The organism is Microbacterium luticellae, assembly GCF_050408645.1.
Classification (GTDB): domain Bacteria; phylum Actinomycetota; class Actinomycetes; order Actinomycetales; family Microbacteriaceae; genus Microbacterium.
On the sequence record NZ_JBNTKE010000006.1, the window covers coordinates 68455 to 81302 of the forward strand.

At 61.1% G+C, this 12848-nt stretch carries 14 protein-coding genes; 3 read left to right on the forward strand and 11 right to left on the reverse strand.

The genetic code is table 11. The features are described from left to right. Positions 1–11: 11 nt before the first annotated feature. From ACQUSW_RS12795 to ACQUSW_RS12845, 11 genes are all read right to left on the reverse strand, one after another. Positions 12–830, reverse strand: coding sequence for an ABC transporter permease (locus tag ACQUSW_RS12795; RefSeq protein ID WP_428932696.1), 819 nt, complete (start codon positions 828–830; stop codon positions 12–14). Next, on the reverse strand, positions 827–1759 hold the full coding sequence (locus ACQUSW_RS12800) for an ABC transporter permease (protein ID WP_428932697.1): 933 nt from the start codon (positions 1757–1759) through the stop codon (positions 827–829). The genes ACQUSW_RS12795 and ACQUSW_RS12800 overlap by 4 nt, the downstream gene beginning before the upstream one ends. Before the next feature lies 1 nt (position 1760). Then, on the reverse strand, positions 1761–2870 hold the full coding sequence (locus ACQUSW_RS12805) for an ABC transporter ATP-binding protein (RefSeq protein WP_428932698.1): 1110 nt from the start codon (positions 2868–2870) through the stop codon (positions 1761–1763). A gap of 150 nt (positions 2871–3020) precedes the next feature. Then, entirely contained in the window at positions 3021–4097 is a 1077-nt protein-coding gene (locus ACQUSW_RS12810; RefSeq protein ID WP_428932699.1) for a zinc-binding dehydrogenase, read from the reverse strand. Next, positions 4094–4834 (reverse strand): SDR family NAD(P)-dependent oxidoreductase, encoded by a 741-nt coding sequence (locus ACQUSW_RS12815; RefSeq protein WP_428932700.1) that lies wholly within the window; start codon positions 4832–4834, stop codon positions 4094–4096. Before ACQUSW_RS12815 ends, ACQUSW_RS12810 begins: the two co-directional genes overlap by 4 nt. 32 nt (positions 4835–4866) lie before the next feature. Beyond that, positions 4867–5649: an SDR family NAD(P)-dependent oxidoreductase gene (locus ACQUSW_RS12820; RefSeq protein ID WP_428932701.1), complete on the reverse strand. Its 783-nt coding sequence runs from the start codon at positions 5647–5649 to the stop codon at positions 4867–4869. Then, positions 5646–6650: a sugar phosphate isomerase/epimerase family protein gene (locus ACQUSW_RS12825; RefSeq protein WP_428932702.1), complete on the reverse strand. Its 1005-nt coding sequence runs from the start codon at positions 6648–6650 to the stop codon at positions 5646–5648. Before ACQUSW_RS12825 ends, ACQUSW_RS12820 begins: the two co-directional genes overlap by 4 nt. Next, a complete protein-coding gene (locus ACQUSW_RS12830) occupies positions 6643–7410 on the reverse strand; it encodes an SDR family NAD(P)-dependent oxidoreductase (RefSeq protein WP_428932703.1) in 768 nt (255 codons plus the stop codon). Before ACQUSW_RS12830 ends, ACQUSW_RS12825 begins: the two co-directional genes overlap by 8 nt. A 66-nt stretch (positions 7411–7476) precedes the next feature. Then, positions 7477–8169 carry a GntR family transcriptional regulator gene (locus ACQUSW_RS12835; protein WP_428932704.1) on the reverse strand — a complete coding sequence of 231 codons (693 nt, stop codon included), beginning with the start codon at positions 8167–8169 and terminating at the stop codon, positions 7477–7479. Positions 8170–8234: 65 nt separating this feature from the next. Beyond that, complete coding sequence (locus ACQUSW_RS12840; RefSeq protein WP_428932705.1) at positions 8235–9209, reverse strand: 2-hydroxyacid dehydrogenase; 975 nt, start codon at positions 9207–9209, stop codon at positions 8235–8237. Positions 9210–9307: 98 nt separating this feature from the next. Beyond that, on the reverse strand, positions 9308–10210 hold the full coding sequence (locus ACQUSW_RS12845) for a LysR substrate-binding domain-containing protein (RefSeq protein ID WP_428932706.1): 903 nt from the start codon (positions 10208–10210) through the stop codon (positions 9308–9310). 155 nt (positions 10211–10365) lie between these two features. Between ACQUSW_RS12845 and ACQUSW_RS12850 the strand changes: the two genes are divergently transcribed. The 3 genes from ACQUSW_RS12850 to ACQUSW_RS12860 are packed head-to-tail and all read left to right on the forward strand — an operon-like array spanning position 10366 to position 12839. Then, entirely contained in the window at positions 10366–11145 is a 780-nt protein-coding gene (locus ACQUSW_RS12850) for a LamB/YcsF family protein (protein WP_428932707.1), read from the forward strand. A gap of 3 nt (positions 11146–11148) precedes the next feature. After that, positions 11149–11859: a 5-oxoprolinase subunit B family protein gene (locus ACQUSW_RS12855; RefSeq protein WP_428932708.1), complete on the forward strand. Its 711-nt coding sequence runs from the start codon at positions 11149–11151 to the stop codon at positions 11857–11859. After that, a complete protein-coding gene (locus tag ACQUSW_RS12860) occupies positions 11853–12839 on the forward strand; it encodes a 5-oxoprolinase subunit C family protein (RefSeq protein ID WP_428932709.1) in 987 nt (328 codons plus the stop codon). The genes ACQUSW_RS12855 and ACQUSW_RS12860 overlap by 7 nt, the downstream gene beginning before the upstream one ends. Positions 12840–12848 lie beyond the last annotated feature (9 nt).

The window sequence follows — 12848 nt, forward strand, 5'->3', positions numbered from 1 at the left end:
GTGGACCTTTCTTAGTTCAGCGCCTTGCGCAGGCCCGTCAGGCGTTCAACAATGACGACGACGAGTATCGAGAACAGGATGAGGATGACCGATAGCGCTGCGACAACAGCGTCTGCCGAGTTTTCGACGTAGCGCATCACCTGTACGGGCAGTGTCGGCTTGCCCGACTCGGCCACGAACAGCGAGATAACGATTTCGTCGAATGACACGATGAATGCCAGTACCGCACCGGCGATGACGCCCGGAGCGATGATCGGCAGTGTCACGCGTCGGAAGACGGTGAAGCCCGACGCTCCGAGCACTTTTGCTGCCTCTTCGCACGAGGTATCTGATGTGGCAAGACTCATCAGTGTTGTGCGCATGAGGTACGGGATGGTGATTCCGACGTGTCCGAGAATGATGCTCAGATACGTGTTGGTGAGTCCGTAGGGCCCGAGCAGCAGCACGAGTCCGAGGGCGATCACAATCGAGGGTACGAGGAGGGGCGAAAGGAAGAAGGCTTCGATCGCACCCTTGCCGCGAAACTCAAACTTACTAATAGCCAGAGCCGCCGGAACACCGATGGCCAGCACGATCGCTGTGGCAATGCTGGCTGTCACCAGGCTGTGCCCAAGGCCCGTCATGAACTGCTGTTTCGACGGCAGCATCTGGTACCACTTGAGCGTGAAGCCCTCGGGTGGGAACGAAATGTACTGGTTCGAGCTGAACGATATGACCACGACGATCGCCAGTGGTGCCAGCAAGAAAATGTACATGAGCACGACGAGCGAAATGAACGCGATGCGACCGCCGCTCGGGCGCTTTTTAAACGTCAACTGTGCGGTACTCATGATGAGAATCCCATCTTGCGAACGATGGCCGAATACAGGGCGATCACGACTCCGAACAGCACAAGCAAAATCATCGAGAGTGCTGCTGCGAATGGCCAGTTCAAGAGGCCGGTTGTCTGGTCGTAGATCTCGGTGGCGAGAACCTGCACCACGCCTCCGCCGAGGAGTCGCGGTGTAATGAATGTCGAGATCGAGAGCACGAAGACGAGCAGGAAGCCGGTGAGAACACCGGGCAGGCTCAGCGGCAGCGTAATGCGGGTAAACACTTTAGTTTTGCTGGCGCCGAGGGATCCTGCTGCTTCTTCTAGCTGCGTATTGATGCGGCCGAAGCCCGACATCATCGCCAATATGGCGTACGGCATAAATATTTCGACGAGCCCGATAATCACGCCGGTCATGTTGTTTGCCAGCACTATCGGGGTATCGATGAGACCCCATTCCATGAGGGTCGTGTTGATCAAACCCTGGTTGCCCAGAATGACCATCCATCCGAAGGTGCGCACGACCGCACTTGTGAGAAGCGGGGCGATAGCGAGTGCAATGAGCACGCCTTTCCACTTGCTCTCGGTGCGCGCCAGGAACAGCGCAATGGGGTACGAGACCAGCACGCACAGCACACCGGTGGCCAAACCCATCCAGAAGGTGTCGACCGTTACTTTCCAGTAGTAGGGGTCGGAGAGCGAACGCATGTAGGTCTCGAACGTGAATGTCTCATGCACGACACCATTGGGTTCTCCGATGTTGAATGACATACGCGCCATGAACAGCAGCGGAAAAACGAAGCTCACAATGAGCCCGAGGATTCCGGGGGCGAGAAGTGCCCACCGGATGCGGGAGTCGTGGCGTTTACGGGCGCGCTCTTGATCGCCGCCCCCGCGTGACTTTCCGGGAGTGATGCCCTGAATCGTGGCGGTTTCTGTGATGCTCATATCAACCGTTGACCTTCTCGGGGATGACGAGGGCGTTCTCGACATCCCACGTGACATAGACCGAGTCGCCGCGCTGCGGAATTCGGTTTCCTGCCGTCAGTGACTCGGCCGAAATGGTGTGGCTCCCCACTCGCACAGACAGCGCGAAAGAGTCGCCGGTGTAGCTGGTGGTTTCGACGGTGCCCTGCAGGCTCTCTCCGGTAAATGATTCTCCGGATGCTGCGATTCCTACCCGATGGGGGCGAATGAGCACGGTGCGTGCCGAGTTTTCTAGCCCTGCATCGCCAATCGCATGGCCCGCACCGAGTCCGTCGACGGTGAACTCATAAATGGTGTCGCCCTCGGCGGTGCGTCCTGTGGCGTTGCCGATCGTGGCATCGAACAGGTTGGCGCGGCCGACGAAGTGGGCGACGAAGCGTGTGCGCGGGCGTTCGTAGACCTCGGTGGGTGTACCGAACTGCTCAATGAGCCCGCCGTTCATGATGGCGATGCGGTCGGCCATGTCGAGGGCTTCGTCTTGGTCGTGTGTCACGAACAGCGTTGTTGCACGGGTGCGCTGCTGGATAGCGCGAATTTCGGTGCGCATGGTTTCGCGCAATTTCGCGTCGAGGTTCGACAGCGGTTCGTCGAGCAACAGCAGGGTTGGTTCAACCACGAGGGCGCGTGCCAGCGCGATGCGCTGCTGCTGACCACCCGAGAGTGCCTTCACGGGGCGCTGCGAGAGGTGTCCCAGCTGCACCATGTCGAGTGCCTGGTCGATGCGCTGCTTCTGTTGGTCTTTACCGATCTTGCGCATCTGCAGACCGAACGCCACATTTTCTGCGACGTTCATGTGTGGAAACAGCGCGTACGACTGAAAGACCATCCCCATGCCACGTTTGTGTACGGGCGTGCGGGTGATGTCTTTGCCATCGACAACGATGGTTCCGGCGCTGGGGTCCATCAGCCCGGCAACCATACGAAGAGTCGTGGTTTTGCCGCATCCGGAAGGCCCCAGTAGGGCTACCAGGTCGCCTTCATCGACCTGCATATTGAGTTTGTCTACGGCCGGGTCAATTCCCGGCGCGTACTGTTTCGTGAGATCGATGAGATCGAGTTTCACATTCGTCATGTGCGCTCCCGCGGTGGTATCAGGGGCTCCGTTGCATATCTCCTGAGCGACGTGCAACATGATGTCGCCGTAGTCATGGGCCATATTGCCGCACAGGAGGCCTGAGGTAACCGGGTCTTCCATAAGCAGTCGTTATGAGGGCAGAACAGATCATGCGTTCATGCGCACGATGACCTTGCCTGAGCGCGCAGAATCAGCTGCGGCACGGAAGGCTTCGGCCGCATCATCGGCGTCAAATTCGTGACTAATGACCTCTTCTATCGTCGGGTCGACAGCCAGCATCGCGAGCGCTTCGTCGAACTCTGAGTCAAAACGCTGAGTGCCCTGCAGGCGCACCTCTTTTGATACGACTGCTGCGAGCGCAACGGCAAGTTCGCCGGGTGGCAGCATGCCTAGTTGCACGATTGTGCCGCCTCGTCGCACCGAGTTCAGTGCGGTGGTGAGTGAGGGCACAACACCGGCTGCTTCAACGACAATGTCGTAACTGTCACTTTCGGGCGCGGGGTCGGTGCCGAGCTGAATTGTCTGGTTGGCTCCAACGCGTGTGGCGATGTCGAGTGGCATCCGGTGCAGGTCGCACGCAGTAATGTGTGCTGCCCCGGCATGGCGGAGCGCGGCAACCGCCAGTGCACCGATGGGTCCGCATCCGCTCACGAGAACGCGAGACCCACCGACCTGTTCTTCGATAAGGCCGACGGCGTGAATCGCCACGGCGAGCGGCTCGGTCAGCACCGCGCGGCGCAGGTCGAGACCGGTAGGAAGAGGCCGCAGCTGCGCCTCGGTCACGATGAGGGCGTCGGTAAAACCGCCGTGCGTGTGCGGTGTGGTCGAGGCGCTGCCGAGGTAGCTACCGCCTACGGCAAGGTTAAGTCCGCTGCCCCGTGATGCTCCGGGCGCGGGTGTGGGTGTTGCCGGGTGAATCGCAACGGGGGTTCCTGGCGGGTATGTTCCGGATGCCCCGGGCCCGTAGCCGTCGACGGTGCCGACCACTTCGTGTCCGAGTGTGAGCGGCTCACGAATCTCATATATTCCATTGCGACCCGTTGCCGCGTAGTGCAGATCAGAGCCACAAATTCCGCCGAAAGCAATGCGCACGCGCACTTCGCCCGGCCCGGGCTGCGGCAGCGGATGCTGGTCGACCCGCAGGTCGCCTGCTCCGTGAGCGACGATCGCTCGCACGGGGCTGTGTGACGTCACGGGGCTGTGTGATGGTGATGCGGTAGTCATCGACTCAGGTACCCTCCGTCGACGGGGATGACCGCGCCGTGAACATAGGCGGCGGCGTCAGAGACAAGAAAGAGAGCTGCACCAGCAATGTCGTGCGCGCGACCCCAGTCGCCGGCGGGAATGCGTTCGCGAATTTGTCGGTCGCGTGTTTCGTCTGCCATCAGGGCGGTGTTCATTTCTGTGGCGATAAAGCCCGGCGCGATGGCGTTAACGCGCACGCCTTTACTGGCCCATTCGTTGGCAATCGACTTGGTGAGTTGTCCCACCCCACCCTTCGATGCCGCATAGGCCGATGCAGTAAACCCGCCGAAGAATGACAGCATCGATGCGATGTTCACGATGCTGCCAGAGCCACGCTGGAGCATAGGGCGACCAAAGTGCTGCGTCATGCGCATGAGGGCGCGCAGGTTGACGTCGAGAACCGTATCCCACTCTTCGGCGGGAAAGTCTTCGAACGGATGCCGGATGTTGATTCCGGCGTTGTTGATGAGAATGTCAACGTTGTGGTCGGCTGCCAGTTGGGCAGACACCGAATCGACAGCGTCGAGGTTGGCCAAATCAAGCTGCACGCTGCGATAGCGCTCGTGTGTGCGCGGATCAACGCTGCGTTGCAGTCCAATCACGTGGGCACCGCTGGCCAGGAGGGCGTCGCAAATTGCCGCGCCAATACCCGAGCGCGCCCCGGTTACAACAGCAGTTTGCCCGGTGAGGTCAACCCTAAATGGCGAAGAAGTCATGATGATTCCTTTCTCGTGGCTCGGCGGCGCGGTTACGCGATGTGCGAGCCACCGTTGACGTCGTAGGTGACCCCTGTCAGGTAGCCACCATCAGGGCCGAGCAGAAAAGCGATGACACCGGCGACGTCGTCGACGGTCCCGATGCGGCCGACAGGCAGCTCTTGCAGCAGCACCTGTTTGCGGTCTTCACTCAACCGCCCGCCCATGATGTCGGTGTCAATTGAGCCGGGCGAGACCGAGTTGGCTGTTATCCCGTGGGGTCCGAGTTCACGTGCAAGCGTGCGAGCAAACCCTAACAGCGCTGCTTTTGACGCTGAATAGGCCGCCCGGCCATAGACTCCCCCGCCGCGCTGCGCCGAGGCGGAGGCGACGTTGACGATGCGCCCGACTTCGTTTGCGGCCATCGTTCTGGCCGCTGCCTGCGTGATATGAAAGGCACCGTGCAGGTTGACGTCGATAACGCGCCGCCACTCTTCATCGGTTACTTCGAGAAACGGTGTGGGCGAACTGATACCGGCATTATTGACCAGGCCCACTAATTGCGGCAGTTCGGCGTTGATGCGTTCTACGGCAGCAAAGGCACCTGCCCGATCAGTCACGTCAAGACCAATTCCGCAGGTGGCCTGGCCATAGTTTTCGGCTACCTCCGCCGCGACGCTGCGCGCCGCGTTTTCATCGAGATCGATAACAGCAACGGCCCAACCTTCTCGCGCCAGGCGGTGTGCTGTGGCTCGGCCTATGCCTCGCGGAGACGCTGCCCCCGTAACAATGGCGGTGCGCTCGGTGGGGAGTTCGTGGGGTGTGGCAGACGTCATCGTTGTGCCCTTCTGGTGAGTGCGACGGTAGGAAGAGGAGGAGTTTCGGAGTCTTTGGGTAGCAGCGAACGCACATAACGCTCGTGGCGTGCGCCGACCGAGAGGGTGTCGCCGCCGTAATGCTCCACCACGATGGGTCCGGTGAACCCGACACTGACGGCATAGGGAATCGCCTGCCTGTAATCGATGATTCCCATGTCGAGACCTGTGGGGTGGGTAAAAACGCGACCGGATGCTGGGTCTTCCAGCCGCGCATAGTTTTTTACGTGCCAGTAATTGGCGCGCGGCATCGTTGCAATTACCAGGTCTTGCCAGGCTTCGATGTGCCCCTGGCGACGAATGAGGTTGCCGAGGTCGGGGTTGAGCCCTGCAGCCGGATGGTTAATATCATCGAGAAAACGGATGGCTCCGGCCCCCGTGCCAAGAAATGTATCCTCGTACATTTCGATTGAGATTTGCAGGCCCAGCGACCCGGCGTGCTCAGCAAGGCTCCGGTATGCGCGAATGGCTTGGTCGCGCACGTCGGGGTCGGTGGGATAAGGGGTGCCCGGAATCGTCCAGAACCACTGCACTTCTTGCTGCTGAGGGGTCAAGGCGTCGTGGGGTCCGTAACACACCACGGTGACTCCGAGCGCAGCTGCTGCATCGAGCGTACGTCGTGAGAATTCAAGGTTCTTTTCGGCCCGCGTGGGGTGGATCACGCTTTCGCGCACAACCGAGACGCCGGCAATGCTCAGCCCCAGAGAGCGCACGACGTCGTTGAGTTCGTCGAGGCGCGAAGCAGAAAGATCACCGACTCGTACCCACGACGACGGCAGCTCGATAGAGGTGTACCCGAGGTCGCTCACCTGTTGCAGCTGACGATGCCACTCTTCGGCCGGCAACTCGGTGGTCGGAGTGCCGTGTTCATCTGTCGCCGGCAGCTGTAGCAGGGCCGCGGCAATGGGCCACTGCGCGGCACGGGGACGCAGGGCGGTGTCGGGGCACTGCTGTCTAGCCAATGCGGATTCCCCCATTGATGTTGTAGGTGGCGCCGGTGATGTAGCCCGCGTCGCTGCCGATGAGAAATTCGAGAAGGGCTGCAACTTCGTCTGTTGTTCCGAGGCGCCCGACGGGTAGCTGGGCAAGGAACGTGGGCTTTCGCTCTTCGGTGATGCGCCCGCCCATAATGTCGGTGTCAATGGTTGCCGGTGCGACCACGTTAACGGTTACCCCGTGCGGTGCCATCTCGAGAGCGACGGCCCGACTGAGCGATTCGATGGCTCCCTTGGCCGCGGCATAGGCCGATTTGCTGTAAGTTCCGCCGCCGTTTTGCGCCGCTGTCGACCCGAGGCTCACAATGCGCCCGTAACCGCGTTCAACGAAGCCGGGCATGACCCTTTTCATCATGAGATACGTTCCCGTGGCGTTGATGCGCATAACTGTGTTCCACTGGTCAAGCGTTGACTCCAAAAACGGCACCGGTGAGCTAATGCCCGCACAGTTGACGAGCGCGTCGACGGCCGGCAGTTCGGCTTCGACCCGGGTAACCGCCTGGTCAACGGCATCCGGGTCACTGACATCGCAGGCCACGCCGATCGCCTGCACACCGTGCTCGGTACGCAGCTGCTCCGCCACGGCGCTTGCGGCTTCGCCGTCGAGATCAAGCACGGCAATGCTCCAGCCATCGCGGGCCAATCGTGCCGCCGTGGTGCGGCCAATGCCACGCTGTGATCCTGCGCCTGTGATGATGGCGGTTGCTCCGCCCTGACGAACAGCCATGTTCGCTCCTAACTCGATATTATATATAATTAGTATGACAGATACACGGCGCGGTGTCGCACCCAATTATGGGCGAATATCGCCCACGGCCTGAGCGAGCACGCGCTGCAAGTGCTCCTGCATCGCCCATTCAGCGGCATCCGGGTCGCCCGCTTCCAGAGCCGACAGAATAACGCGGTGCTCGTCGATAGCCTGTTGGGCGTCTCCGACTCCGTGCAAAAACGACTGCCGCGAGCGCTGTGCCTGGCCATCAATCGTCTGCGCTAGGCGCATGAGAAAAGGGTTCTTGGTGGCGCGAAAAATAACCTCGTGAAAACTACGGTCTACCTGCAGATAGTCGCGCACAGCTGAACGATGATCCTCGCCGCCAGTGTTCAGCATGCGCTCGGCGGCAGCACACTGCGCATCGATAAGTCGCGCCAGTTCGGCGGTGAATTCGCGATCATTCTGTGCTGCGGCACGCCGCGCAGATGCGACCTCGAGCACAAGACGGGCATCCATAATCGACCGCATTTCTTCTTCGGTCGGAAGAGGCGCAACCGTATAGCCCTTATTGGCAACATAGTCGACGAGCCCGGTCGCTTCGAGTTGCACAAGTGCTTCACGAACCGGTGTGTGCGACACCTCTAGCATCTGCGCAAGAGCCTCGACCCGCAGCGGCATACCCGCGTGAAACTCGTTCTCGATCAGCATGGCGCTGATCGACCGATAAACTTCGTCTCGCAACCCTGCACGGCGTACCGGACGCTTGCGCGTCATGCTCACATCTACCCCCACACCCTCAGCGTACACACCGTACGCTGCTGCGGTCTGCCGCGCATGCTTCACACCACGGCATGTTCGGGCTCTTCTCCGCGCGAGATGGCAATGACCGAGTCGAACATGCTGCCAGCCACCCGCTCAGTAAAAGCATCGGTCCAGCACAGCGAATGGGGTGCCAAGATGACGTTGTCGAGGGTGGTGAGAGGGTGCCCTTCGGGTAGTGGCTCGCGTTCAAAAACGTCGAGGCCTGCTCCCGCCAGCCGTCCGTCACCCAGACGATCAATAAGCGCCTGCTCATCGACCACGCTGCCGCGCGCAATATTCACAAGAAAGCCGTGCGGACCGAGGGCGTCGAGTTCTGCTGCGCCGATCAGATGGCGCGTGGCTTCTCCGCCAGGAACCGTCACAACCACATAGTCGCTTGTCTGCATCAGCCCGGGCAACGCAAGCATCTCTACTCCGAGCGTGGCCGCTTGTGCGGAGCGATCCGAACGATTGCTGGCCACAACACGCACACCGAAAGGCTGCAACAGCGCTGCAATGGCTTGGCCAATTCCGCCGAAGCCCACAATGCCCACTGTCGCACCTATCAGGCCGCGACCGCGATACTTTCCGCGTTCATCCCAGCGCCCTTCACGCACGAGACGGTCTTTTGCTGGCAGGTTATGCCCGAGAGCCAGCAACAGCGTCAGTGCCGTATGTGCCATGGGCTCACGCACAGCGTCCGGAGTATTAGTGAGCCGGATGCCGCGAGCCTGAAGAGCAGCAACATCCACGGCGTCGTATCCCGCACCGAACCGTGCGACGTGGCGCAGTCTGCCATCGACCGGAAGAGAACTTTCGTCGATGCGCTCGGGCCCCAGCACCATGACGGCGTCAAAACCCTGCAGCATGCTGGCGGTGACGGGCGATGTTGCCTCGTCGAGCACCTGCCATTCAATACCGGCCTCGGTCAGGCGCTCCCATGGCAAGCGGCCGAAGATGGTGGAGCCATCGGGGTGTGCGTACCCGCGTGTGACGGCGGCGCGATATGCCATGGCAGAGCCTTTCTTGGGGCGGGCGGTTCAGAAAAGAAGTGTTTCAATATTATATCGAAAAGCGGGTCGCGGGTAATTTTTAGCCTCTCGGCGGCCACTCACCGCTGCAGCGTGAATTCGCGCAGCACCTCGATAACAACTTCTGCCGCACGCGACAGCGGTTGATCTTCTGCCGTCGCCAAAGACAGCGTCACCGGCAGGGTCGGCTGCACGATCCGCAATATTCGGTGCTCCGTGTCACCAAACAGCAACTCGGCTGTCGACCGCGGCAAAACAGCTGCCCCCAAGCGTGCAGAAACGGCCTCGGCGAGAGGATACGTGTGCTCCAGCTCAACCGCCACTCGCAGCTGGGCACCCAACTCAAACATCGCTGAATCGAGTCGGCGCCGCAGCGTGTGCTCGCTGCGCGGCATCACAAACTCCATCGGTACCAGGCTCTCTACCGGAACCTCGTCGTCAACAACGCCCTCCGGCCCCTTCCAGCCATCGGGAACAACAAGGCACAGCTCCTCGGTCGTGACCCGTTCAAACCGGATGCCTCGCACAATACCGGGATCATAAATGAGCCCGGCATCTAACTGGCCCTGACGAATTGCCTGGCTATGCGTGACCGACAGCGTCTCGATCGCCCGCACCAAAACCTTCGGGTAGCGCGACCGGATAGCCCGAATGATCGGGATAATCTGGTGCGAAAACGTCGTATACGGTGCGATTCCCACGGTCACCGTACCGCTGGGACTCGACACATCGTTTTCAATATCGTGGCGAGCAGCCTGCTCAAGACGCAGGATTCCCTGCGCATAGCGGTACAGCGAACGGCCTGCCGCCGTTGCCTGCACACCCTGCCTGCTGCGCACCAGCAACTGCTGGCCGAACTCATTCTCGAGAGCAGCAACGTGCTGACTCAGAGCCGGCTGGGCAATGTGCAAAAGCTCAGCGGCCCGCGTGATTGTTCCACTGTCGACAATCGTGACGAAGTAGTGCAGGCGTCGGGTCTCCATGGTTCACAGCGTAACGCCGATCACGATAACCGAAACCTATACGTGCATTAGATCTGCGTATTGGCCAGCATGCGCCATCTCTCCTTACCGTGAAGAGCAGTTGTCCACCTGCCGCTCGCGCGCATCGCCGTCGCGGCCTCGAGAGGAGCATCGCCATGTCGATCACCGTTGATCTCGTCGCTGACCTGGGAGAAAGTTTCGGCTCTTACACGATGGGCGACGACGACGCGCTGCTCGACATCGTCTCATCGGCCAATATTGCCTGTGGTTTTCATGCCGGAGACCCACGGGTTATGGATCGCACGGTAGGTGAGTGTGCTCGCCGCGGAGTCGGCATCGGTGCTCACCCGAGCTTTCCCGACCTTGTCGGTTTCGGTCGCCGTGCCATGGACCTCACCCCCGACGAAGTACGCACCGACATCCTTTACCAGCTCGGCGCGCTCTCGGCTTTTGCCCGCTCGCACGGCCGCCGCGTGACTCACCTGTGCCCGCACGGTCGCCTCGGCAACCTGGTCATCACCCGGCCCGATTACGCCGAGGCAATGGTTCAGGCTGTTGCGGCTTTTGACCCCAGCATCATCATGTTCACCCAGCCAGGAGCCGTTGAGCCATTCGCGCAGCAGCATGGCCTCGATATTGCCATGGTCGGTGCTGTTGACCGCAACTACGAAGACGACGGCACACTCACGCCGCGCTCGCTTCCCGACGCTGTGCTCAGCGACCCCGATGTGATCGCTGAACGCACCGTTCGCATGGTGCTCGAGGGCACAATTATCAGCCGCAACGGCGTCGAACTGCCCGCGCAAACAGACACGGTACTGCTGCACGGCGACGGGCCGGATGCTGTGGCCCTGGCGCGTCGCATCCGCAAAGAACTCGAAGCCGCAGGCGTAACGATCCAGCCCATTCACCGTTCCCTCGGACGTGCGGACTAACCGATGAAAACAGCGCTGCTTGCGCCCTGCGGAGAGGGTGCTTTGCGAGTGACTGCACTCCACAATGACGCGGCAGAGCAGTGGCGATTCGTGCACGCCCTCGCCGAATGGATGCGCGAGCATCCGATCGACGGTGTGTACAGCTGTGTTCCTACCTACGACTCGATGCTGATTGAGTTTGATCCCGTGCGCGTCACTGCGGGTTCACTGGCACCGGTGGTGGAAGCGGCCATGGAGCACAGCGCTGACTTTCCGTCTCATGAGCCCAAACGATTTGTGCTGCCCGTCGTCTACGGCGGGGAATACGGCCCTGACCTTGGGTTCACGGCCGAGCACCTCGGTATTACAGAAGACGACGTTATTGCTCTGCACACGGGTGCCGACCGTGTTGTGCGCTGCCTCGGTGGCCCCGCAGCCTCGTGCATGATCGATGGCCCCGAATTTTCAGCCCCCATCCCGCGGCTGCCCGACCCACGCCTGCAGGTACCACCCAACGCTATTTCAGTCGCCGGGAGACAGGGCGTTATCGGCCCCGTGCGCGCGCCGAGCGGCTGGCGTCTCATCGGGCTCACGCCGGTGGAAATCATGGATATGACGCACGAAAACCTTATCCCCTATCGGCCCGGTGACCTCGTGCGCTTTCGCGCCATCGATGCATCGGAATGGCGCGACTACGAAGGCATGTTTCTGCATCAGATGGAGGAAGCATGCTGATCGTTGACCCCGGTCACACCTGGGTGACAGACCTCGGTCGCACGCAGGGGCCGAGCCTGGGGTTTTCCATTAATGGCGCACTCGACCAATTCTCGGCCACCCTCGCCAACATCCTCGTCGGAAACAATCGCAACACGGCACTGCTCGAAGCGACCCAGCTCGGCCTCACATTTACTGCCGAGCAGAACCTTCTCATAGCCGTGACCGGGGCTGAATGCGCCATCACCATTAACGATCGTCCCGCACCTAAAAACACTCCCCTCAGCGTGCACGCCGGGCAAACCGTGCACCTCGGCTATGCACAGCACGGTCTGCGCAACTATGTTGCGGTGCGCGGGGGAATCAACGCACCCCAGCTACTGGGCAGTTGTGCGCGTGACAGCATGCTCAGCTTCGGCACGCAACTACAAGCGGGCGATCACCTCGAGGGGCCTGTTGATACGCCCGAGCTGCAGCATCCGGTGTTCGGTCTTCCTCTTTTTCGCTTCGCCATACCCGAAACCCCCGTCGGCGGCACCATCACCGTCGACACCACCGACGGGCCCGATCTCGAAGAATTTGGTGACACCGCCTCGCTGCTGTACAAACACGACTACCTCGTGGGTCCGCGCAGCAACCACGTGGGGTTACGGCTCAGCGGTGTTCTTCCGACCCGGCAGGCGACGGGCGAGGTGCTCTCGCGCGGAGTGCCTGTCGGGGCCATCGAAGTGCCGTCCTCAGAGGGACTCCTGGTACTGCATAGGGGACGTGGCGTCACCGCCGGGTACCCCGTGCTCGCGGTCGTGACAGCCACAGGACTCGACGCGATCGGCCAGGTGCAACCTGGCCAGCATGTGCGGTTCCGCCGCGTCGATGTTGACCAGGCGCGCAGCACCTACCTCGATCGCGCCATCGTGCTCGACCGTTTAGAACAGCAGTGCTCCTATCTTCTCGCTACCCACGGCGTCGCAACGCAGCGCACGCTGACGCCCGCCGCCTGAGCGGCTCTC

What these genes read in the sequence shown, in the direction of transcription:
- ACQUSW_RS12795 (WP_428932696.1), bottom strand. Translation starts at nt 830, where the DNA reads ATGAGTACCGCACAGTTGACGTTTAAAAAGCGCCCGAGCGGCGGTCGC.
- ACQUSW_RS12800 (WP_428932697.1), bottom strand. Translation starts at nt 1,759, where the DNA reads ATGAGCATCACAGAAACCGCCACGATTCAGGGCATCACTCCCGGAAAG.
- ACQUSW_RS12805 (WP_428932698.1), bottom strand. Translation starts at nt 2,870, where the DNA reads ATGACGAATGTGAAACTCGATCTCATCGATCTCACGAAACAGTACGCG.
- ACQUSW_RS12810 (WP_428932699.1), bottom strand. Translation starts at nt 4,097, where the DNA reads ATGACTACCGCATCACCATCACACAGCCCCGTGACGTCACACAGCCCC.
- ACQUSW_RS12815 (WP_428932700.1), bottom strand. Translation starts at nt 4,834, where the DNA reads ATGACTTCTTCGCCATTTAGGGTTGACCTCACCGGGCAAACTGCTGTT.
- ACQUSW_RS12820 (WP_428932701.1), bottom strand. Translation starts at nt 5,649, where the DNA reads ATGACGTCTGCCACACCCCACGAACTCCCCACCGAGCGCACCGCCATT.
- ACQUSW_RS12830 (WP_428932703.1), bottom strand. Translation starts at nt 7,410, where the DNA reads ATGGCTGTTCGTCAGGGCGGAGCAACCGCCATCATCACAGGCGCAGGA.
- ACQUSW_RS12835 (WP_428932704.1), bottom strand. Translation starts at nt 8,169, where the DNA reads ATGACGCGCAAGCGTCCGGTACGCCGTGCAGGGTTGCGAGACGAAGTT.
- ACQUSW_RS12840 (WP_428932705.1), bottom strand. Translation starts at nt 9,209, where the DNA reads ATGGCATATCGCGCCGCCGTCACACGCGGGTACGCACACCCCGATGGC.
- ACQUSW_RS12845 (WP_428932706.1), bottom strand. Translation starts at nt 10,210, where the DNA reads ATGGAGACCCGACGCCTGCACTACTTCGTCACGATTGTCGACAGTGGA.
- ACQUSW_RS12850 (WP_428932707.1), top strand. Translation starts at nt 10,366, where the DNA reads ATGTCGATCACCGTTGATCTCGTCGCTGACCTGGGAGAAAGTTTCGGC.
- ACQUSW_RS12855 (WP_428932708.1), top strand. Translation starts at nt 11,149, where the DNA reads ATGAAAACAGCGCTGCTTGCGCCCTGCGGAGAGGGTGCTTTGCGAGTG.
- ACQUSW_RS12860 (WP_428932709.1), top strand. Translation starts at nt 11,853, where the DNA reads ATGCTGATCGTTGACCCCGGTCACACCTGGGTGACAGACCTCGGTCGC.